Annotated in this window: 20 protein-coding genes; 10 read left to right on the top strand and 10 right to left on the bottom strand. The window is 43.7% G+C overall.

Annotation, left to right across the window (positions count from 1 at the left end; genetic code table 11):
• Positions 1–110: 110 nt before the first annotated feature.
• From AACU28_RS05490 to AACU28_RS05515, 6 genes are all read right to left on the bottom strand, one after another.
• The gene (locus AACU28_RS05490; protein ID WP_121602521.1) at positions 111–590 is read right to left on the bottom strand and encodes a hypothetical protein; all 480 of its coding nucleotides are present in this window, start codon (positions 588–590) and stop codon (positions 111–113) included.
• A gap of 135 nt (positions 591–725) precedes the next feature.
• Positions 726–1,103, bottom strand: a complete 378-nt coding sequence (locus AACU28_RS05495; RefSeq protein WP_065606363.1) for a VOC family protein — start codon at positions 1,101–1,103, stop codon at positions 726–728.
• Between the two features lie 123 nt (positions 1,104–1,226).
• The gene (locus AACU28_RS05500) at positions 1,227–1,595 is read right to left on the bottom strand and encodes a hypothetical protein (RefSeq protein WP_121602522.1); all 369 of its coding nucleotides are present in this window, start codon (positions 1,593–1,595) and stop codon (positions 1,227–1,229) included.
• Between the two features lie 138 nt (positions 1,596–1,733).
• Entirely contained in the window at positions 1,734–2,795 is a 1,062-nt protein-coding gene (gene trpS / locus AACU28_RS05505; RefSeq protein WP_121602523.1) for a tryptophan--tRNA ligase, read from the bottom strand.
• A gap of 250 nt (positions 2,796–3,045) precedes the next feature.
• Positions 3,046–3,846 carry a hypothetical protein gene (locus tag AACU28_RS05510; RefSeq protein WP_121602524.1) on the bottom strand — a complete coding sequence of 267 codons (801 nt, stop codon included), beginning with the start codon at positions 3,844–3,846 and terminating at the stop codon, positions 3,046–3,048.
• A gap of 238 nt (positions 3,847–4,084) precedes the next feature.
• Complete coding sequence (locus tag AACU28_RS05515) at positions 4,085–5,416, bottom strand: D-serine ammonia-lyase (RefSeq protein WP_121602525.1); 1,332 nt, start codon at positions 5,414–5,416, stop codon at positions 4,085–4,087.
• Between the two features lie 133 nt (positions 5,417–5,549).
• On the opposite strand from AACU28_RS05515, the gene AACU28_RS05520 reads away from it, so the two are divergent.
• Positions 5,550–6,743, top strand: coding sequence for an MFS transporter (locus AACU28_RS05520; protein ID WP_121602526.1), 1,194 nt, complete (start codon positions 5,550–5,552; stop codon positions 6,741–6,743).
• A 14-nt stretch (positions 6,744–6,757) separates the two neighbouring features.
• Here the strand turns inward: AACU28_RS05520 and AACU28_RS05525 are convergent, their stop codons facing one another.
• Together AACU28_RS05525 and AACU28_RS05530 are read right to left on the bottom strand one after the other, a co-directional pair.
• Positions 6,758–7,570, bottom strand: a complete 813-nt coding sequence (locus tag AACU28_RS05525; protein WP_102444835.1) for a helix-turn-helix transcriptional regulator — start codon at positions 7,568–7,570, stop codon at positions 6,758–6,760.
• A gap of 58 nt (positions 7,571–7,628) precedes the next feature.
• Entirely contained in the window at positions 7,629–8,162 is a 534-nt protein-coding gene (locus tag AACU28_RS05530) for a YbhB/YbcL family Raf kinase inhibitor-like protein (RefSeq protein ID WP_029222229.1), read from the bottom strand.
• Between the two features lie 243 nt (positions 8,163–8,405).
• On the opposite strand from AACU28_RS05530, the gene AACU28_RS05535 reads away from it, so the two are divergent.
• The 4 genes from AACU28_RS05535 to AACU28_RS05550 all read left to right on the top strand — a co-directional run bounded on the left by AACU28_RS05535 (position 8,406) and on the right by AACU28_RS05550 (position 13,805).
• Positions 8,406–9,815 carry an ATP-binding protein gene (locus AACU28_RS05535; protein WP_121602527.1) on the top strand — a complete coding sequence of 470 codons (1,410 nt, stop codon included), beginning with the start codon at positions 8,406–8,408 and terminating at the stop codon, positions 9,813–9,815.
• Complete coding sequence (locus tag AACU28_RS05540) at positions 9,793–10,440, top strand: response regulator transcription factor (protein ID WP_121602528.1); 648 nt, start codon at positions 9,793–9,795, stop codon at positions 10,438–10,440. The genes AACU28_RS05535 and AACU28_RS05540 overlap by 23 nt, the downstream gene beginning before the upstream one ends.
• Entirely contained in the window at positions 10,440–11,258 is an 819-nt protein-coding gene (locus tag AACU28_RS05545; RefSeq protein WP_121602529.1) for a DUF2861 family protein, read from the top strand. Before AACU28_RS05540 ends, AACU28_RS05545 begins: the two co-directional genes overlap by 1 nt.
• 120 nt (positions 11,259–11,378) lie before the next feature.
• The gene (locus AACU28_RS05550) at positions 11,379–13,805 is read left to right on the top strand and encodes a glycoside hydrolase (protein WP_121602530.1); all 2,427 of its coding nucleotides are present in this window, start codon (positions 11,379–11,381) and stop codon (positions 13,803–13,805) included.
• A 72-nt stretch (positions 13,806–13,877) separates the two neighbouring features.
• Here AACU28_RS05550 and AACU28_RS05555 read toward each other — a convergent pair whose 3' ends face one another.
• Complete coding sequence (locus AACU28_RS05555; protein ID WP_121602531.1) at positions 13,878–14,780, bottom strand: LysR family transcriptional regulator; 903 nt, start codon at positions 14,778–14,780, stop codon at positions 13,878–13,880.
• Between the two features lie 128 nt (positions 14,781–14,908).
• Between AACU28_RS05555 and AACU28_RS05560 the strand changes: the two genes are divergently transcribed.
• From AACU28_RS05560 to AACU28_RS05580, 5 genes are all read left to right on the top strand, one after another.
• On the top strand, positions 14,909–15,973 hold the full coding sequence (locus AACU28_RS05560) for an HlyD family secretion protein (RefSeq protein ID WP_065675397.1): 1,065 nt from the start codon (positions 14,909–14,911) through the stop codon (positions 15,971–15,973).
• A 3-nt stretch (positions 15,974–15,976) separates the two neighbouring features.
• Positions 15,977–17,527, top strand: a complete 1,551-nt coding sequence (locus AACU28_RS05565; protein ID WP_121602532.1) for a DHA2 family efflux MFS transporter permease subunit — start codon at positions 15,977–15,979, stop codon at positions 17,525–17,527.
• A 286-nt stretch (positions 17,528–17,813) separates the two neighbouring features.
• Entirely contained in the window at positions 17,814–19,403 is a 1,590-nt protein-coding gene (locus AACU28_RS05570) for a response regulator (RefSeq protein ID WP_102455438.1), read from the top strand.
• On the top strand, positions 19,397–19,729 hold the full coding sequence (locus tag AACU28_RS05575) for an Hpt domain-containing protein (RefSeq protein WP_121602533.1): 333 nt from the start codon (positions 19,397–19,399) through the stop codon (positions 19,727–19,729). The genes AACU28_RS05570 and AACU28_RS05575 overlap by 7 nt, the downstream gene beginning before the upstream one ends.
• A 481-nt stretch (positions 19,730–20,210) precedes the next feature.
• Positions 20,211–21,107 (top strand): sigma-70 family RNA polymerase sigma factor, encoded by an 897-nt coding sequence (locus tag AACU28_RS05580; protein WP_017087197.1) that lies wholly within the window; start codon positions 20,211–20,213, stop codon positions 21,105–21,107.
• Positions 21,108–21,345: 238 nt separating this feature from the next.
• Here AACU28_RS05580 and AACU28_RS05585 read toward each other — a convergent pair whose 3' ends face one another.
• Positions 21,346–21,699, bottom strand: coding sequence for a hypothetical protein (locus tag AACU28_RS05585; RefSeq protein ID WP_017079131.1), 354 nt, complete (start codon positions 21,697–21,699; stop codon positions 21,346–21,348).
• Between the last annotated feature and the right edge of the window lie 178 nt (positions 21,700–21,877).

Genomic DNA, 21,877 nt, shown 5'->3' on the forward strand with positions numbered 1-21,877 from the left:
TCGATTATTAAGCACAGTGATGGCCAGATTTAGGATCAAAAAAGGCGAACCACTGGGCTCGCCTTCATCGTTTCATTCTATCTATTAGGTTGGCGTTCTTGGTTAACGGTTTAACCATTACCGGTGGCAAATATCCCAAACGTCATGACATTTAATGCATCTGTCACGCCCTCTAGTGATTTAATCACGGTCTTAGTCGGTTGGTTATGACGAATAAAATAGCTTCCGATGCCTTTTTCACCGCTACTGTTAGCATCGCTTTCAGTTGTTTCTGTCGCTGCTACTTGAGAAGGTTCCACTGATTCTGGCTCTACATTGGCGCAAGTTATCGTGTCTTTATTTGAATCAAGGGTTGAGTTTGATTCATGATCAGTTATTGGTTGATGATTAACGAACGATTCATGGGAAGATTCAACGTTGGTCTCAGCACTTGTATCAATTGCAACATCGATATTGCTCTCTTCTTCCAAGCTTTTCGACATTGCGTCTTCGTTGCTCAATGTATTGTCGTCTAGCTGATTATTACTCGTTGAAGAACAAGCTGTTAAGAAAAATAGGCTAACGATGAATATGAGTAAGTTTCTCATCATAGTGATAAAGCACGAATTAATAAAACATCGTTCGATTGTAATTTATTTGATTGACTACATCCAGCACCAAGCAGCGTAAAGTGAAATGTCATGTACTTGAAGAGTAAAGAAAAGCGTACGATTGTAGGTCTATAACTAATAATTCGAGACTTCAATCAGATTGCCATCAGGATCTCGAATATAAACGGAAACAATTTTTCCCGTCGCACCGGTTCGCTGTACTGGTCCCTCCTCTATCACGACGCCTTGCGCTTGGATATGTTCGGCAACTTCAGCAATTGGCGTATTGGTAATAAAGCAGAGATCTGCACTACCGACCTGCACACGCCTCGCCTTTGGCTCGAACTCGCTACCACTGAGGTGTAAATTGATCTTCTGCGTCCCAAATGACAACGCTAACCTGCCCTCACCAAATTCGATGGGCTTCATTCCAAGCACCCGTTGGTAAAAGTCGACCGTAACTTGTAAATCACTCACGGTTAATACCAAATGATCCAACTGACTGATTTCCATCATTACCTTCCTGTAACTAATAGTGATAAGGGCTTATTGGCGGTGGCTAGGACGTGTTGATGAACAATGTCATTCGACAACCCACATAACTCATAACAGAAATGTAGGTTGGAATTACTAAACTTAGCCCTCGCGCTTACTGAGCGTGTAGGAAACTAGACTATCATCACCAATCTTGAACACCCAAACATTCTCGCCATCCACAAACTGAAATTGATTGGTTGATTCAGTCAGCTTTAATTTCCCAATAAATTCAGACAATGCTGGCTCGTTGATTATGAAGCTTCCTTCTGAAGTATTAGCATCCAGATCGTTATTCACTTCAATCTTCACGGTAGATTTAGGCAAAATGTCGGGTAACCAACCTCTGTCAAACAATCGCTCTTGTTTGGCTTGCGCATAAGTCGAGTACTCATCGCTGACCACATCTGAACAGCCAGACATTAAAACCAAAGCCGAAAATAAGACAGAGAATAAAACGTTAATTTTCATTTAATTAGCATAACTTGAAAGCTGGAGTTTGAGATTACGCGTTGCCACACAACCTCATTTCCATTCACCGAAATCTATTTTATAAATCAATCGTACTCGGCATTCAAATTAATTGACTTTATTTACACGTAGCCAGCGCTAGATAATATTCAAACCAAAGACGCCTTTTACATCGAACAGTACCTTTTGCGTTCTTTCCCTAGAGACTTCGCTACCATTTCGCAAAATATTGATGAGCTGTGCTTTGTCATCCAGCAACTCAGATCTTCTTTCACGAATAGGACGAAGCATCTCCTGTAAGCACTCTTCCAACACTTTCTTAGTTTGTCCATCGCCTAGCCCACCTCTTTGGTAATGCTCTTTTAGTTGACTGACATAGTTATCGTCTGTGTGAAAAGCATCAAGATAAGTGAACACGATATTGCCTTCTACCTTGCCTGGGTCTTCAATTCGTAGATGGTTTGGATCGGTATACATGGATTTAACGGCAGCTCTGATCTCTTTCTCTGTTGCACCCAAATTAATGGCGTTGCCCATCGATTTAGACATCTTACTTTTACCATCGGTACTAGGGAGGCGAGATGCATTGCTGAGAAGCGGTCTGCATTCATTCAAGATTGACTTGCCAGCGAGCGAATTCACTTTCCTTACTATCTCATTAGTTTGTTCTAACATCGGCAATTGATCATCGCCAACAGGCACTAAAGTCGCGTTAAAAGCAGTGATGTCTGCCGCCTGTGAGATTGGATAAGTGAGGAAGCCTGCTGGAATTGAGCGTCCAAACTCCTTGTTCTGAATTTCGCTTTTGACCGTTGGATTGCGTTCCAAGCGAGCGATAGAAACAAGATTGCTGTAGAACATGGTGAGCTCAGCCAACACAGGCAACTGTGATTGCAGACAAATCGTGGTCTTGGTCGGGTCGACACCCACCGCAAGATAGTCAGCGACTACATTGAGAATGTTGGAAGAAACGTTCGAAGGATTATGGGCGTTGTCGGTAAGTCCTTGCATGTCAGCGACCAATATCGTTTGGTCGTGAATATGCTGCAAAGAGACTCTTTGTTTAAGTGAACCGACGTAATGACCCAAATGCAAAGGCCCAGTAGCTCTATCGCCAGTCAGAATGATTTCAGGCTTGTTGGTATTGTTCTTACTGCCAATATTATTGCTATCGATATGGCTGTTTGAGTTGGTATTCATGGTGTATCTCCAAGTTAGAAAGGCTACTGGAGATAAAAAGAGGCGACATTTTTGATGACATTCTTAGCTACCGTCCAGCAGCTAAAGAATGTAAGTATTCCGTGCTGCTCTATTGAGAGCACCACCAAAAGAAAATTGAAGTTGAAGCAGAATTAAATTTCATGGTTAAAACCTATCAACAATACAGACGAGCGACAACTGTTATTTAAGCACACCAAGAAAATAGGTTTAAGATTAACAGTTTATAGGCTTAATCTTTACTGGAACACAGTTCAGTGATTCGGTCACACATAGCTTGGTTGACTGTGAAGTGGGTGTTGAGGAACGCTAATTGGGCAAGTGCCGATTCAGCCGTGCGCTCGTAACCTTGGGTAAAGGTTGGTAGCAATTGAGCAAACTTAGGAAAGCGCGCTTCTAGTCTTCTATCCGACATAAACTCATCGACAAATTCAGGCTCAGAATGTTCAGTTTGATCCACAAGATCGATCAAACGATCAAGTGCGTAAGATTGAACGAACCGACTGCCCGACAGCTTTTCGCCTCGATTATAACGAGACATACCCACATAAAGATTGGTTAATGCTTCGCCTATGATCCACTCTTGCGAATTAGCTTCTTCCGCCCTTTTTTGTGGTGGGATACAGCACTGAGTATCAAATTCAGGTTGCTGCCAAACAATGCGCCCTTCAGCAAATGGAATATGCGCTAACTCGTGGGATTCAAACACCGCAAATTCGCAAAAGATTCCGTCAGTGTACAGGACTTTATAGCCATCGACGGTATTTCTCACCGTGTAGTCGATTGGGTGAATGTCTGATAGCCAATGTAAGCTGTCTAAGAAATATTGCTTGTGCCCTGTTTGTACTATCGCGAAAAAATCGACATCTGAATACTGATCAAGTCGTTCTGTTTCAATACCTACGGAGCCCAATCCCAGTAAAGCATGAGCCTTACCCGAAGCTTCCAAAGACTCCCCAATCGCATCTAAACGCTGGAGTAATTTTTCTGGTGTGTTTATGTGTCTTGTCTGCATCACTTTATCCGTTTGCATTGCTAAATCCCCATCAAGTTGAATGCCACTCAACCTAACTGATAGTTAGAACATCTAAGAAGCTTAATTTATAAAATGTGTGTTTCGGATAACGATCTGCGCAAGTTATTGTTTGAATAACGACTGGGTTTAGGAGTAAAAAAGAGTGCGTTCAACCGATAAACAACACTCTTCTATCATGACTTATCTTTTTAACCGCTGATATTTTAAAAAATCTTAGCCTATAAAATCTTTAGGGTTAAACCGATGACTTCGCCAAGTACGCGGCCATTTCTTCTTTCGGCACCATGCCTCCGCCAGTCGACCACACAAGATGCGTTGCATTCGTTAGCGTCGACTCATCAATCTGTAGGCGATCAAGATATTCTCTATTCTGCTCAACATGAATCACACCCGGCATGCCTGCGAGTGCTGAAGGCTCAAGTTGAATACCCTCTACTTGATTCAGTTCACCTAACAATTGGTACATACGTTCATCGGTTAATGTGTAATAACCATCAAGCAAGCGCTCCATCGCGCGACCCACGAAACCTGAAGCCCGACCCACCGCCAAACCGTCTGCGGCGGTGAGGTTATCTATACCCAGATCTTGCACCGCAATCTCATCATGCAAACCGGTATGAACACCGAGCAACATACAAGGCGAATGGGTTGGCTCAGCAAAAATACAGTGCACGTGATCACCAAAAGCCATCTTCAATCCAAATGCAACACCACCGGGGCCGCCACCCACACCACAAGGCAAGTAAACAAACAAAGGATGCTGTTCATTAACCACAATCCCCTGTTGCTCGAATTGCTTCTTGAGCCTTTCTCCAGCCACAGAGTAACCAAGGAACAGGGTTTGTGAGTTTTCATCATCAATGAAGAAACAACGCGGGTCTTGCTCCGCTTCTTTACGTCCTTGTTCTACCGCAACGCCATAGTCTTGTTGATACTCGACCACGTTAACACCGTGCTCTCGCAGTTTACTTTTCTTCCAAGCTCTCGCGTCTGCCGACATATGAACAGAGACAGTAAAGCCCAATTTTGCACTCATGATACCGATCGACATGCCTAGATTACCCGTTGAACCTACCGCAATGCTGTATTGTTGGAAGAAGTCACGAAACTCAGGTTCAAGCAACTTGCTGTAGTCATCGCTCTCACACAGTAACCCCGCTTCAATGGCAAGCTTTTCGGCATGCGTTAGTACTTCATAGATACCACCGCGCGCTTTGATTGAACCTGAAATCGGTAAATGGCTGTCTTTCTTCATCATCAAGCGCCCTTTTATTGGCTGCTGATAATGAGCTTCTAATGCTAACTTCATTGCAGGGATATCGATAAGCTCAGATTCGATGATGCCATTCGTCACATGAGTTTCAGGAAATGCCTTCGCCAGATAAGGGGCAAACCTTTGTAACCTCAAACTCGCATCATGAATATCTTGTTCGCCTAAACCCACATAAGGCAAACCGCGCTCCAGAGTCGTCACATTTGGGTTAAACCAAACCACTTCTTCCAATGCAATCAATTGTTGAAGTAATGGGAAATCTGAGATGAGTTTATGGATATTCAATATGGTCATGGATTACCTTTTTTGGTAAAGCGCGCGCGACGCTGGTTCAGTCATTAGTAAACCTATTTAAACGGTATTTGTGTAATCATTCAATGATCTGTAGGCTAGCCTGTCTTCTCATAAGCAAACAGTAGAACAACCTATGAGCGCCTCTCTTCGTAATAGCATTTTCGTCATGTTAGGGATTCTATTCCTAGCACTTAACCTTCGTGGGCCTTTTACGAGCTTGGCTCCTGTGCTTTCTCAGGTTATGGAAGGCCTCAACCTTACGTCGTCGGCTGCTGGATTCTTAACAGCTTTGCCACTGTTAACTTTTGCCTTATTTTCACCATTAGTCACCAAGATATCTCAACGAATTGGTCTAGAACCTAGCCTGCTCTTAGGCTTAGTTTTGATCACTACGGGTATTACACTGCGCTCTTTTGGAGCAATTCCGACGTTATACATCGGCACAGTAATGATTGGACTTGGTATCGCGATTGGTAACGTGTTGTTGCCCGTTGTAGTGAAAATTAGCTTCCCTACTCGTATTGCGACAGTCACTTCTTTGTACATTTTTACGATGGGCATCGGTTCGACGTTAGGCTCAAGTTTGATGGTGCCGTTTTCAAATCTAACCTTATTCACGGTCACGGGTTGGCAATTAGCACTGTTAATGAACCTAATATTCCCAATATTAGCTTTGATGATCTGGTTGCCTAAAATCAGAAAGCGTTCTTCTTCAGCAACCAATAACAAGCATCAAGAAAAGCCTATTCCGATGAAGAAAATGATCAAGAGTGGCGTTGCATGGCAAGTGACACTAGCCCTTGGGCTTAACTCATTTACCTTCTACTCTTTGGCAGGCTGGCTTCCACAGATCTTGAACGACCTTGGCTACAGCGAAATCGATGCGGGTTACATCTACGGATTTCTACAATTTTCGACTATGGTTCCGGGATTGCTGTTACTGCCGTTCTTAGGTAAAAGCGATAACCAACAATGGCTCATTACGCTTTGTACTTCGAGTGTATTTATTGGATTGATTGGGCTGCTGTATTTGCCTGAGTTTGCGATCTTTTGGGTGGGACTGTTTGGATTAGCCAACTGCTCGACGTTTATTATTGCGCTCTCTTTTGTCGGCTTACGTACATCGAATAGCAGCCAAGCCGCATCGCTGTCGGGTATGGCTCAAGGGATTGGTTATGCTTTAGCAGCAACAGGCCCAACGCTGGTGGGTAAGCTTCATGCTCAAACCGATTCTTGGAGCGTTCCCATTCTGCTGATCGCATCTGTTGCATTTGCGTGCACGATTTTCGCGGCATTGGCAGCACGAGACAAAAAAGTGAGCGTTTAGGACAAACAGAATGGTCATGGCGTCGCGACTTTATTACTCGCGACTGTATTGCTGACGACGGTTTTGATGTATTCACTTGGCGACAAACCAAACTTCCCTTTAAAGCGCTGACTAAAACGCCCTTCCGATTGGTAACCGCAAGACTGAGCCAACATCGCCACATTCTGCTGCCCGTTTTGCATCAGATAAAGCGCGTGACTCAAGCGAACTTCAGCCAGTACCTCACGATATTGCATGCCTTCAAGTTTCAATTTACGGATAAGCGTGGCGCGGCTCATAGCAAAGCGCTCTGCTACCGACTCTAACGGATGTTTCTCGTCCGGTGAATGTGAAAGGTAGTGGCTGAGTTTCTGGCTAAACGAGACGTTTGAGCTAATAAACAATCGATGCAGTACGCCCTTCTCGGCTAATTGCTGGTATAAGCCCTGCAACCAAAACTGCTGGGTCTCTTTACTCATGCTTTGTCTATCAAAGGAAAACAGAGCATTGAGTGAATCTTGTAAGCTACGATCCGCTTGTACTTTAGGCAGCCCCAGATCATTCGAGCGTTCCTCACTTAAATCAAGCATCGCCTGAGAAGGTTGGAATTGAAAGCTGAACACTCGTGATAAGAAGCGCCCTTTGTGGGGCATGTTCTCAAAACTTAGTGAAGCTGATGCCTCACACAACAGCAGCTCAGAATGTGAGAGTTCTGCCGCTGAATCTTTCCAAAACAGGCGCTTACTGCCTGTAATGATCTGAATGATACTAGGAGATAGAATCCTCACATTACGCAGTTTTTGTAACTGCTCTGCACGAAAGATCGTCACTTGATATTGATGATTCATCTCATCTCCCTTGTTTACTTATTATGTACGTGTATAAGCTTTTAACGTACATAAGCTATTAACGTGTATAAGTTGTAGTCAGTTTCGCTTTGTCTAAAGCCATGCTGTTCAACGTGAACCCAACTACAGCCGACGGCGTGTTTTCGTCTAGGTTAAGTTTGTCCGTTGGTAATGCCCAAACCGTGAATTGATAACGGTGCATACCATCTTTTTCTGGAGGACAAGCGCCACCGAAACCTACCGTTCCATAATCGATGCGGCCTTCTTTGCCACCCACTTTAGAGATATCGACACCGCGAGGTAGCTCGCTCACTGTTGCTGGAATATCAAACGCGACCCAGTGCCAGAAACCACTTTCAGTTGGTGCATCTGGATCATAAGCCGTGATTGCAAAGCTTTTGGTTCCTGCTGGAGCATCTTTCCACATCAACTGCGGTGACAAGTTCTCGCCATCACAGCCCCAACTTGAATATTCAAACGTCTTCGCCATTGGGTGACCTTCTTGAATATCATTACTCGTTAATTCGAATGCCTGAGCCGAGCCCGCTGTTAAGATACTAAGTGCCAATACTGATTTAATGAGTGTTTTCATGGTGGTTCCTCTGATTAGGTATGAGCCCAGTATAGTCCCCTCCATCCGCCCAACAATGACAATAAGTACACAATTATCTAGTTTAATCCATTCAAATGATACTTACTGTATTTTTAATTTATTATTTTAAAACATGACCCACTCGACAATTTGTTGTTAAAGGAACACTTGTTGACATTCAGGTTACAAATCACTTCCAAAACTCTTTAGACTCGCCCCACGACTTTTAACGAGAATGATTGGATGCGCAGGTTTACCTTAGCCCTTGGCTTGATCTTTTGGCTCCCAACTCTAGCCAATGCCCAAAGTTTGCAAGACAAGTGGCAAACCCTGTATCAACTGAGCTGGCAATCATCCCCAATCCTAGTATCTCAACAAGAGTTGGCTCAGTATCCGAAAGTTCTGCTTCATGAACGTAGCCGCTATCCTGATTTCAACCAATTCAGTTGGGACGACATCGCAGCGTTAGCGTCAATACAAGATCACTGCCGAGCGATTGAAAGCAATAACCCTTCATTAGATGATGCCATCGAATTTGAGCTCGCTTTGTGTCAGCAACAAGCATTGGATTCCATTTGGTTTGCAGCACACTCCAAACGACACCCTGCAGGTGGCAGTTTTGCTGATCGTTATTTAGCCGCTTACCCAGATGTGACCGAGCAGATACGCCCATTTTTGAGTCTTAGCAACCCTCAGCACCCTTTATATAACAAGCTAGAAAACCTAAGTGCACAAGGCAGAGAAGCACTGCTCAGTGGATACCGTGCTTGGCAACAAGACGATGTGCTTTGGTTAAGTGGCGAACAAGGCTGGAAAGCCATTCCCTTAAATGTTTGGCAACCTATTGCAGAGCGGCAAGAGGTATCTTTGACGGGTGAAACCTGTACTTTTCGTTACAGCAACGTGTGCTTAAGCGAGCCTAGCAATGACAATCTGATCATGAAAACGTTGATCTTTACATTGCTGTTAACGTTGTTTTCCGGACTCGGTAGAGTCTTATACCTAAGAACAAAACAACGAAAAGAGAGGCAGTTCGTTTTACAGCTTCTTACTCATGAACTGCGTACGCCAATTACTAGCCTAGGCTTAACCGTCGAAATGTTTAGAAATCGCTACGATGATTTTTCTGATGAAACTCAAAATGCAGTTTGGCGTTTAATATCCGACTATCAAAGGCTCTCTCAGCTCACCGAAAACAGTAAAGTGTATCTAAGTGCGGATCAGTCGGAGCCTTTATTAAAGCAAAACGCATCCTTAGAAGAGTGGCTCGATCATGTATGTGAAAAGCACAATATCGAGTATCAATGTGATTCAAGTGATGCTGAACTTAACCTACCGTATTACTGGCTAACCATCTGCTTAGATAACTTGATTAAGAACGCTAAACAGCACGGTATAGGTGAGGTTTTGGTCAAGGTAGAACTCGCTGATAAGCTCAGGATTGAGGTGCAAGACGAAGGTCACTTCCCTTCTTTTCTGCAACGGTTTGTATCTCGAGCAACACCGAATATCAATCACAGACAAGACAACATGGGCATTGGCCTGACTATTGTCGAACACTTGATGAAACAAGCGAATGGCCGTCTCATTATTATTCGTAACCCAACCCGATGTATTCTGGAAATTGCTTATGAACACCCTACTGCTGATTGAAGACGACCAACTGCTTGGACAAGGCCTCGTCAGCTTCTTTGAATCCAATGGTTACCCATGCCTTTGGGAGAAGGATTCAGAGAGTGCCAGTAAGCAATGGTTTCGAGCCGATCTTGTGATATTGGATCGACAGCTTGAAGATGGTGACAGCTTGCAACACCTTCCAAATTGGTTGCTCCTCAAAGCGCTTCCTGTAATTGTGCTGACCGCTAAAGTAGAAGTTCAACAACGTGTTGAAGGATTAATGGCGGGAGCCAAAGACTACGTGACTAAACCATTTTCTAACGACGAATTACTTGCTCGAGTCATTACCCAGCTACGTCCGTTAGGTGTGAGCCTCTTAAATTACGCAAATATCCAGATCAACTTGTCGGAACGGATCGCTTATCTGGATGAAAGCCCAGTAACACTAAAACCTAAAGAGTTTCAGCTATTGGTACTGTTTGTTCAGAACCAAAGTCGTGTGTTTCACCGAGATGAATTACTCAATAAAATTTGGGGGTATCAGGCCTTTCCTAGTACCCGAACCGTGGATAATCACATACTGCGCTTGCGCCAGAAGCTGCCAACCCTAAAGATCGAAACACATCGCGGCGTTGGTTACCGCTTAGCTGGGGAATCATAATGAGAGTCACTTCGTTAATCGCATTGATCTGCGCTTTGCCGTTTGCGTGTCACGCCGCTTGGTTTACCAACACACCATTGCAACATACGTATCAATCTCTGCTTGATGAACAACCTCAAGTCGCGTGGCAAGAGCTTCAAATCGCACTCGATCAACAAACACTCGATAGTGAGCTTTGGCTGCCTGTGAAACAAGAGATACTGAGCCAAACTCAATGCGGAACTTCACTAACACAAGATACTGAGACGAAACATCACATTCAAGTTAGCTTCATTCGACGCTACGGCCTGTCGTCGCACGGTTATCAAATCAAAGTCGCTGCAGAGCAACTCAGTCAAGACACGAAAATCCAAACACAACCTATCTCTCTGGTTTCCCCAAGAGGTAAAATCCTTCTCGATGGACAACTCGCTTCTAACAATGAGTATCAAGAGATTGAGACCAGTGAAATGTTTATCAAACCCGAATCTGGTGTTTATCAACTAAAGATAGGTTCAAACCACTATCCTATTGTTGTCGCTTTAGACAACAGCAAGCGATGGTTAACACTCGAAAGTAAACTCAGCGAACCACATATCGTGATCACGCCACCAAAGGTGATCGACAACTGCCCTAACGCCAATGTGAGTTGGCAATGGTTCGATGAGAACTACAACCTGTTAGGCTACAAAGTACCAATCAAGACAGCGCAAGTACCCGTTCCCACAGAAAGCCCACTAGGGACTAATGCCAAACACTTGAGTGCCTCGGTTGAAATGTTTGAATACCAAGGCGCGATTGAAGTCCAATATGTGCAGCGTGTCGCGGTGCCTTTCTAATGGAATGCATTCAGAAGAAGATTAGAAACTAGGTAATGCAGAAAATAGAGACATATAGGTGACAAAGCACTAGCGCTACTTGGGTGTAATAACCGTACTTACCCTTTACGGAATCTTGATATGCTCAGTGTACGTCACCCACTCAATCTTTCTACTTGTGCCATTGTAGCTTTAACAACAGCTTGTCTGTTTTCATCCAACGCACAAGCGAGCCAAATAACGCTAACCAGTAATAGCGGCGTCAGCACTAACACCACTACCAACAATACAGTCTCTATTTCATCGAATACTTTAGAGATAGATTGGAACGGCTTAAGCGTTAACAGCGGCGCTCTCACCGTTGATAGCCAACCACAGAAAGTGACGAATCTAGTCATTGGTCTTTCCGATAAAACTAACTCAGCAAAGACCGCGACTTGGACTTTAGTACCTAGTGGGATAAACATTGAGGCAGAACTAAATCAAGATCAACTCACTTTTCAGTTCAGCTTCCCTTCCAATATACAGGTGAAACGTAACCAGCCCGTAGAGTTGGCGTGGTTTGATCTTGCAGAACAACAAACTCAGATCCTATTTCTTCCTTTTAGCGAAGGTATGCGTGTACCTACAGATAACAAGCTTTGGGGTAGTTATCTAGTCGACAACCATTCTGGAAGCAACACCACTCAAGACCTAAAGATGCCTTTTTGGACAGCACAACAGAACGACCACTTCATTAGCTATCAGATGATTAATGCAACCAAAAATCAACTGCTCTTTTCAGATGCATCCTCTGATAGCTCATCTCATTCAAAAACCAAAATTGATATGAAGGCATCACACCAATTTACGATGCTCAATCAGTCACAAGCTTTTATTGTTCGTATCACCCTCGGAGACTCGTGGTTAGATGGTGCCAAACAATACCGAGATTGGCGCATCAATAATGACCAGTCTGAAACACTTGTAGCAAAGCAAAAGCGCAATCCAGATGTGAGTAAGTTGATCGGCGCGAGCCACGTTTATTTGTTTGGTAAAGATCCATTAAGCGTCCAAGATGTGAGTAACTGGTGGGGATTGAAAGCTTGGTATCTAAAGGGCTCTAAACTCAACGTTTCCAAGGAAGCAAAAAGAGAGCTTTTATCACTCTCCAAGGGCAAAGATTGGTTCAGTCAGTACCACAAACAATTATTGTTGGACTCTATTAGCCAGTCGTTGCAGGTGTTATTTCCAGTCGGTACTGCGACACTCGAAAACAACACGATCAAAGCGCAATACAAAGCAGCACAGGATAAGAAGAACTGGTTGCTAGAGCACGCTTCCCCTTACATAAACTCGTCAGAGACATGGGGGCAAGCATTGTCTTCAGACATGGTCGCTAATCTAAATAAGGCAGGTTTAAACAAACTGTGGCTCGGATTTGATAATTGGATGCCAGCATTCTATCAACCTAACGCTGTGGGTCTGGCAAAACAGTCCGGATATCTGGTCGGTACTTACGATTCCTACAACACAGCCATTCCTGCGAAGCTTAATGACAACTGGCTAACCGCTCAATTACCAGAGCTGATGCGTGAGAGTTGTGCCATTGAACTAGCGAATGGCAGCCTAAAAAAAGGGTTTCGAGGTAACGGATTCTATCTTAATCCGAATTGCCATTTAGATTACGTAAAGCAGCGCGCTCAAGACATTATGAAATTCGGCAACTTCAACAGCTTGTTCTTAGATGTTGATGCAACCGCCATGGCACGTGAGGATTACAGCGGCTCTATAGACAGTCATAGCAAGAGTCATAGCAACAGCAATGGTAATGGCAATGGCAATGGCAATGGCAATGGCGATACAAACGAATCGGATATGCTTTCTGCCTTCAACAACCGAATGCAGTGGCTAAGCGAGCAACCATCGTTAGTATTAGGCTCTGAAGACGGCAACAGCCTAACAACAAAAGGCATCGCGTTTGCGCACGGCTTAGAAACGGTTGGTTTTGGCTGGACAGATAAAGACATGAAAGAGAATCGCCGATCTCCCTATTACTTAGGTCGTTGGTACCCAGACCACAAGCCTGACTTCTTCTTTAAACCCGCCGACGTTAAAGAGCCCTACAAGTCGCTACTGTTTTCGCCTCAATACCGAATTCCGTTATACCAAGCCGTTTTCCATGATGAAGTAATCAATACGCACCATTGGCACTCAGACAGCCTTAAGTTCACTAATGTACAAGCAGAACGTGACTTAACCGCCATGCTGTACAACACACCACCGATGGTTCACTTGACCAGAGATGAAGCTTTATCAAGTTCAAGCACGAGAATCAAAGCATTGAAACACTATCAAGATGGCTTTGAACCGATGCACGAACAGTTATGGGATAAACAGTTGGCCGATTTCGACTGGTTAGATAAGAACGGCGATGTTCAACAAACCGAGTTCAGTGACGGGAGTAAGATCATAGCCAACTTCTCCAACAAGGCCTTTCGTCACGATAAAATTGATATTGCGGCCCTGTCGGTCAAAGCTATATTGGCGAATGGACAAGTCGTCGATTGGCAGTCAACTTATCATTAGCTTCGATACGCTTTAGGCAAAAGCGATTAATAGGAAGCCTAAGCACTTATTTACCCGCTAATGTTCAGCCCGTTACTTGTGCTTCCTATTTTGAAAGGCAGTCAGTAGATAGTCGATAAAGACCTTTTTACGTTTCGGCATCAACTGCCTGTCTGCATACACTAGGCTTACTGAAACTTCTGGCATCTCATATTCAGGTAACAAACGAATCAGCTTACCTGTCTTGAAGTGTTCCCGACAAATGAATTCAGGAAGCACCGCCAAGCCGAGCCCATCCACACAAGCTGTTAGGCATGCCGTGATGGTATTCACCCGTAACTGACACGGCAGATCGATCAAAATCGACTCTCCGCCTTCTAATTGCAAATGCCACTTGGGTAGACGTGCCGCCTTGTTCACCACCTCAATCATTCTGAATGGCGGTTCAAGATCATTGGGCGAAGAGATTTCATCGAACTGCTCTAAATACTCAGGGCTGGCTACCAATACACGCTTCGATGTTGTGAGGTAGCGAGAAACCAAGCTCGAATCCACCAACTCACCAATTTGCGCGTAAAGATCGATCCCCTCTGCAATGATGTCAACTTCTCGATTCGACAGTTCTAAGTTCAAAGTCACGTTTGGGTGCTCTTTTAGGAAACTGTGGATGTATGTGGCTAATACTTGATGTCCCAATTCGACAGGCAACACAACATTCAACTGCCCTCGGATCAAATCCTGATTGGCAGAAACCTCTAACTCAGCTTGGTTCATGATCTCTTGCATCTGCATGCTCGACTGATAAAAGCTCTCACCCTCTGGCGTTAAAACTAAACTTCGTGTCGAACGAGTGATCAACCTCACACCTAGGTGCTGCTCGAGCTCGTCAAGCTTTCGGCTGACGGTCGACTTGGTCATGTTCAATGCTTCAGCTGCGTGCGTGAAACTCCCACAATCAACAACTTGTGTAAAAACAGTCACAGCATTTAAGTCCATCGTACTTCTCCCAAAGCCCTATTAGTAAGATTATTGCAACAGTGTTTCCCTTTTTTCCTATCTTATCAATCAATCGAATTCATTTACAATTCGTTACATCTAAATAAAAACAAAATGAGAAATAAAAAATGACAGAGAACAACAACGCTTCGCAACCAGTAAGCACAAAAAAACGTAAAAAAGCCCCGCTTATTGCTACTGCGATCATGCTGTCATTAGGTCTTGCTGGTGCCGGATATTGGTACGGCTATGGCCAATACTTTGAATCTACCGACAATGCCTACCTACAAGGCGACATCACTAATATAAGCCCGAAGGTGTCGGGTTATATTGTTAAGTCTTACGTGAGTGATAACCAATCGGTTAAACAAGGTGACTTGTTGGTTCAAATCGATGATCGTGATTACCAATCTGCACTTGCTCAGGCGAATGCGCATTTAAGCGTCGTTCAATCAAGCGTACACAACCTTATCGCTCAACAAACGTTACAACGTAGCCAAATAAATCAAGCCGAGAGCCGTGTTGATTCCGCACAAGCTGAATACGAGCGTGCAATCCAACAAGTCGTGCGTTCTCGTAGCTTATTAAAGCGTAACTATGCTTCGCAAGATGAAGTCGACAGCATGGTCGCACAACAAAAAGTCACCCAAGCAGAACTTGAAGAAGCAAAAGCAAACCTCGTCGCAAGTAATGATCAGCTAATCGTGATTGCGAGTGAAATCGAACAAGCAAACGCATCCGTGACTGAAGCTCAAGCACAAAGAGATCAAGCACAACTTAACCTTGATTACACCAAAGTTTACGCGCCAGCGGATGGCGTGATTGGTAAACGTAGCGTCCGTGAAGGATTGCTGATTCAAGCAGGCGCGCCACTTATGAGCTTGGTACCAAACAACCAAGTGTGGATTGAAGCTAACTTCAAAGAAACACAGCTAAGCGGCATTCACAAAGGCCAAACCGTAGAAGTCGAATTGGATGCCTTTCCGGGTCAGCCACTTGAAGGCGTGGTAGACAGTTTCTCCCCTGCAACTGGCGCCAAGTTTGCGCTCCTACCACCAGAAAACGCGACCGGTAACTTCACTAAAATCGTTCAGCGTGTACCGGTGAAAATTACGATTCCAGATCAGCAAGAGTTGAAAGGTAGACTGCTTCCTGGTTTGTCTGTGGTAGCGACCATCGATAAACGAGGCTAGACCATGAGTAACACTGGTGTTGTCACCCAAACAAATGATGATGACGAGGTTTCGAGACGCCATTGGATCGCCCTATTTGGCGGCTTAATCGGCGCGTTTATGGCGATCTTGGATATTCAGATCACCAACTCGTCTCTTAAAGATATTCAAGGTGCGCTGTCTGCCACCTTGGATGAAAGCTCGTGGATCTCTACGTCTTACCTAGTCGCAGAGATGATCGCTATCCCACTCAGTGGTTGGCTTTCTAAAGCGCTCGGTAAACGCCGTTATATCACGTGGACAACGGCCATCTTCACCATTTCATCTTTGTTGTGTTCGTTTTCTTGGAATATGACCTCGATGATTGTATTCCGCGCGATGCAAGGCTTCAGTGGTGGTGCTTTAATCCCGCTTGCTTTCTCGTTAGTGATTCAGTTATTACCTGTTAACAAACGTGCTGTGGGTATGGCACTGTTTGGCGTAACCGCGACCTTTGCTCCATCGATCGGCCCAACATTTGGTGGTTGGCTGACGGAGAACTTTTCATGGCACTATATTTTCTATATCAATATTCCGCCTGCTTTGCTTGTGATCACCATGATCCGATATGGTTTGGATGATGAAAAGCTAGACCTTGGCACACTGAAAAAAGCGGACTGGTTTGGTATCGCCACTATGGCGTTAGGGCTAGGTTGCTTGGAAGTGGTACTAGAAGAAGGTAACCGTGAAGAGTGGTTCAGTTCGAGCTTTATTATTGGCTTGAGTATCGTGTCGGCGGTGAGTTTGGTTTACTTCGTGATAAACGAACTTCAACACAAAAAGCCATTGGTTAACCTGCGGCTATTGCGGGATGGGCAGTTTGCTATGTCTTGTATCGCCTATTTGATTTTGGGGATGGCGTTGCTTGGCTCTATCTATGTTCTGCCGATGTATCTCACTCAAATTCAGCAATATAACGCGATGGAAATTGGTGAAGTGCTAATGTGGATGGGTTTCCCACAACTTCTGATATTCCCAATTGTACCCAAGCTAACACAGATAATTAAGCCTAAGTACTTGGTGACCTTTGGCTTCGCAATGTTCGGTTTCAGTTGTTACGTGAATACGCACATGACAATCGATTTTGGTGGCCAGCAGCTGATTTTTTCTATGGTTCTGCGTGCTATCGGTAGCCCATTTATTATGGTTCCGCTGTCTTTGGTTGCGATGAAGAACATCAGCAAAATGGACACGCCAGACGCATCAACGTTAACCAACGTGATGCGAAACTTAGGGGGCGCTTTCAGCATCGCGATTATCGCTACGCTATTGGATAACAAAACCCGTGAGCATCTGGCTCACATCAAGGAGTCGCTACCTTCAGTAAGTCAACTTGGTTGGCAGACGCTTCAGCAACAACAAGCATTTTTCATTCAGTCAGGAAGTGATGCCGCAACGGCGATGCAACAAGCTCAAGCAAGTTTACTTGGCACCATGCAACGTGACGCTGCCATTATGGCTTACAATGATGTGTTCTTAATGATGACGGCGTTCTTGGCTCTAGCGGCAGTATTGATTTTTAACATGCGTGATTAGCGCTAGTTTTTTAGTTAGTAAAGCTTCCAAAAAGGCTACATTTCGGATAAAAAATCGAGTAAGAAAACAGAGAGGTAAGCTTATCGGCTTACCTCTTTTTTATTTCTAAAACACGGATAACCCCACAAAAATAAGGTAAACGTAGCATGCGTTTGAAGGCTTTCATAAATGTTATCGAATACTCTTTAATTACCAATAGTTTATTGAGTGTTTGTATGTGATGTAGGCACCTTGACAATGTGCAACCTGACACCTAAATTAAACATAACATTTGGTATTGAGGAAAATGGATTTGACCTTACCAACAGACCTGCGGGTTTTGATTGTCGACGACTCTAAGAGCGCAACAATACTTATTAAGCAGCAACTCTCGAGCTTGGGCATTTCACATGATTGCATCTTTATTGCGACCGATTATCGACAAGCCATCAAGGCGGTCGAGACGCACTCATTTCATGTACTCCTCATTGACTACCACTTAGAGCAATCCTTCACGGGGTTTGAGCTTTTGGGGATCCTCTATCGAAACAGGCTCATCGATCATACAGTCGCCACAATTCTTGTTTCTGGGGATATGCGTCAGGAAACCGTATTGACAGCCCTTTCTGGCGAAGCACATCACTTTGTTTCTAAACCGATCAATACTCAATCTTTAGGCAAGAAGATTCAAAGTGCTGTGTCCGTTTCGAAGAAACTCACACAGCTGAATGACTTATATCCGATCACTAATCTGGAACGATTGACACAAGCGTTAGCGATCTCCCCTAATGGCAATAGCGTTCAGTTTGAAGCGACGTTGATTGAACACTTAATTGGAGGCAAAGAATGGGATTTGCTTTCAAGCACAATCAACAACTCGAACACGAAAATGCACCCGACCAAATTAGTCGCAGAGGCATTAATTCTAGACAGCTTGGGTAAACCGAACCTAGCCATAGAAAAGCTCCACAATTACCTGATTGCTCAGCCGTTGTCATTAAACGTTATTGATTGTTTAAGCTGCATTTATGAAAAACATAATATGTTACTGCCCGCACTTAAACTGGCCATAAGAGCGTTTGAAATGACACCTAGCATCAGTCACCGTGCGATAAGAGCAATCGACTTGGCAGAAAACGTCGACAACACCCTGATGCTTATCAAGCTTGGTGAGATGTACGCGACGCATATATCGTCTGCCGACATTGATATTATTCATTCCATTAGCGCTCACTTCAGTTCACTAAAGGCGACCTACCAACGTGAGACACAATTAAAGTACAAACGTATTCTACTGGAACATGCTAATCAATTCACAGAGTTGGTAAACCTCAAACTTCCGGTAAAACAACAGCAACAAGTTCTGGCCAGCCTTGCCCTATTTCAAAGTAATATTTTACTCATTGAGAACAGCCCTCAAGTTGCTCACAAGAAAGTGATTCGAGCCTCGACACTGTTAGCAAATAACTTTTACAACCAACCCACTCACTTATTGCTTCAATTGCTGCCTCTTTTAACTCACTTTGGCGAGTACTCCCTGTACCACTTAGTTGCAGAGTGCTTAAAAGCTCGAGGGGAGACAATAAACCATCAACTCGAATCACAAGATGTAGACCCTTCTACTTGTGTAAATATCGAAAATTCCGATTCCATCCAAGAACTAAAGGACTACATTCACAATTACCCATATTCAATTGCGGCGAAACTTGACTATATATATGCCGTCCATAAAGCTCATATAGAAGAAAACCTTAGACACGAATACTTGAAACAGCTCGCACAGCTAGAGCTTCCACCAAGATGGAGCCAATGGCTCAGTGATTCATTAAGATCTGGTTTTTCTACTAAGCCGCCCAGCCCATTTTCAACATACAGCCGACAGGAGTCTATATGCTAGATTTTGATGCCCTAAATGCCTACTTAGATAATGACAGAGAAGTGATTTTTGCTGTGTTGTCTGTGTATCAAGAAGACCATGGCAATTCATTAGAAGAGATACAAGAACTGGTACAGCAACAGGATTGGGGCAAACTTCATTTTACCGTGCATACATTAAAAGGCATATTAGCCAGCTTCGGCGAAGAAACCGCCACCGTGGCCTTAGAAAGAGTCGAGCAAAACACACTTAATAAGCTTGCACCTCAAGATGATGATCTTTCTGTTATCTACAGCGAAATGAAGATCATCAACAAACAAATCAATGAGGTGCTCAGCACTTATTAGTCAATTCAATGAGCTTTTAGTAATCACTTTCAGTCTTCAGTAATAGCTTTTAGTCTTCACTAATAGTTTTTATAGTTTTACGCAGCAAACAATGTCAGCTGTACGGGTTAAAGAGCAGAGGTACTTTGGAAACATGGAACCTCGACTCTTGCCATTTTCTCCTCATTATCCCCTGTCAATTACATAGTCCAAACACACCTATAAATTCACCTCACTTATCTACATATAACGATGCATAACACGTGCTTTATAAACCCTGCATGTTCATGTTTTATCTGCGATAACGTCCCTCTCAATGAGATGCAACTTAGTTAAATATTTGTAGTTCTTTTTGTGACAAAAACATACGAAATTGCATTTTATTTATTGGTAAAGAAGAAACTGTTATCTACACTCTAATGAAACCAAGCGTTAATCACTTGGTGGCATAATAATAAAGTGAAAAAATAAAACGTTCAGTCGGCTAAAAAAGGACAAGGAAATGAACAATGACAGTTTTGCTGCGTTTCAGGGGCTCACGGATGACACACCCATTAAAGAATCATTTTCTACCACTGCAGAACCTTATGCTCACTATCTAAAGGATATTGTGGGGATTGATCTGCTGTCGCGTGAAGATGAGGTGTATTACGCAAAATTGAATCGCGCTGGTGACAAGCAAGCACGTGACATCATGATCGAATCAAACCTGCGACTTGTTGTAAAAATCGCAAAGAGTTACCTAAAACGTAAAGGCAACAACTTCACGCTGCTCGACCTGATCGAGGAAGGTAACATCGGCTTAATCAAAGCAATCGATAAATACGACCCCGAACCCGGTTATCGCTTTTCGACTTACGCCGTATGGTGGATTCGAGAGAATATTGAAGCAGCATTGATGAACAAAGGTCGTACTGTCCGGTTGCCCGCCCACGTATGCAAAGAAATAAATAGCCTCGCGTCCAAGAAGCTCGATGTAAGTAAAAAAATGAGTAAAGAGATTTCTATTTCAGAGTTGTCAGACAGCTCTGGCGTAAAGGCAAAACGTGTCGACCAACTCGTGGCGCTTAGCGGGTTTATTGACGTGACAACAACGGTTGGTATCAGCCACGCACCGATAGTACTTGAACAGTGTGAAAGTGAGTATATCCCTGACCCGCAAAAAGATTGTGAAGATCAGTCTTTTACCCAAGCTCTAGAGCAAATCATAAACACACTGCCACCCAAATTACAGAAGGTTCTCATTCACCGTTTTGGTTTCTTTGATAACAAGGTGAAAACACTGTCTGAGGTGGGACAAATGCAAGATGTGAATGTTTCTAATGAGCGTGTTAGACAAATGCAGAAAGAAGCAGTCGAGAGAATTCAAAAACGACTCAAATTTGATGGTTGGGTGTAAGTCTCAACCCTACTGACAAGTAATAACGACAGGAAAGAACAATAACGTTAGACAAAAGTATCGTTAATTGAGAGCAACAACGTTAAGTAAAAAGAACCTTAAGGGTGAGCCTCAAAGCTTTCCCTTTTTGTTTGCCTGTTTTGTTTACCTAATTCGGTAGAAAAACAAAAAGATCGTAAGCTCACGAACCGTAAGTCGCTAATGGCTAATGGCTAATGAGAAGTGCCACAGCATTCACTTACCTTAAAGAAGTGACTCGCTCACTGCGTAAAATGAGATAATTGATGTAAGTGGTTTCAAGGCAATCTTGTTCCCACACAGATAAAATCCGTTTGGCCGCAAAATAATAATCTTTGTTTCTCAACAGCATCCCAACGGTGCCGCTGAGCTTTTCAAATCGAACGTGATCGCTCGCAGAGATGTAGTCATCTTCACTTTCAATAATGGGTGCTAAACCATCAGCAAACCAATTATTCAATATTTCTCGCATCTCTAATTCGGACTCAGGCACATCCACACTCGACAACTCACGATGTTGAGGTGGTGGCACGATGTACTTCGACGCTTGCGGTGAACTGACATAACGATACATGTCGTCCCTCCTTTCTAACTAACTCTTCTAATAATTAAGGACATTTTTATCTGTTCTCAAGTTTATTTAGCGAAACAAAACAAATAAAAAAGCCATGCATCAATGACTCTACATGGCTTTAATGAGGGCAACTTTACGCTGCCCTATCTACTTGTTGGTTTAGACTAAAACTAAGCCC

The organism is Vibrio sp. SBT000027 (assembly GCF_963894355.1).
Taxonomy (GTDB): domain Bacteria; phylum Pseudomonadota; class Gammaproteobacteria; order Enterobacterales; family Vibrionaceae; genus Vibrio; species Vibrio splendidus.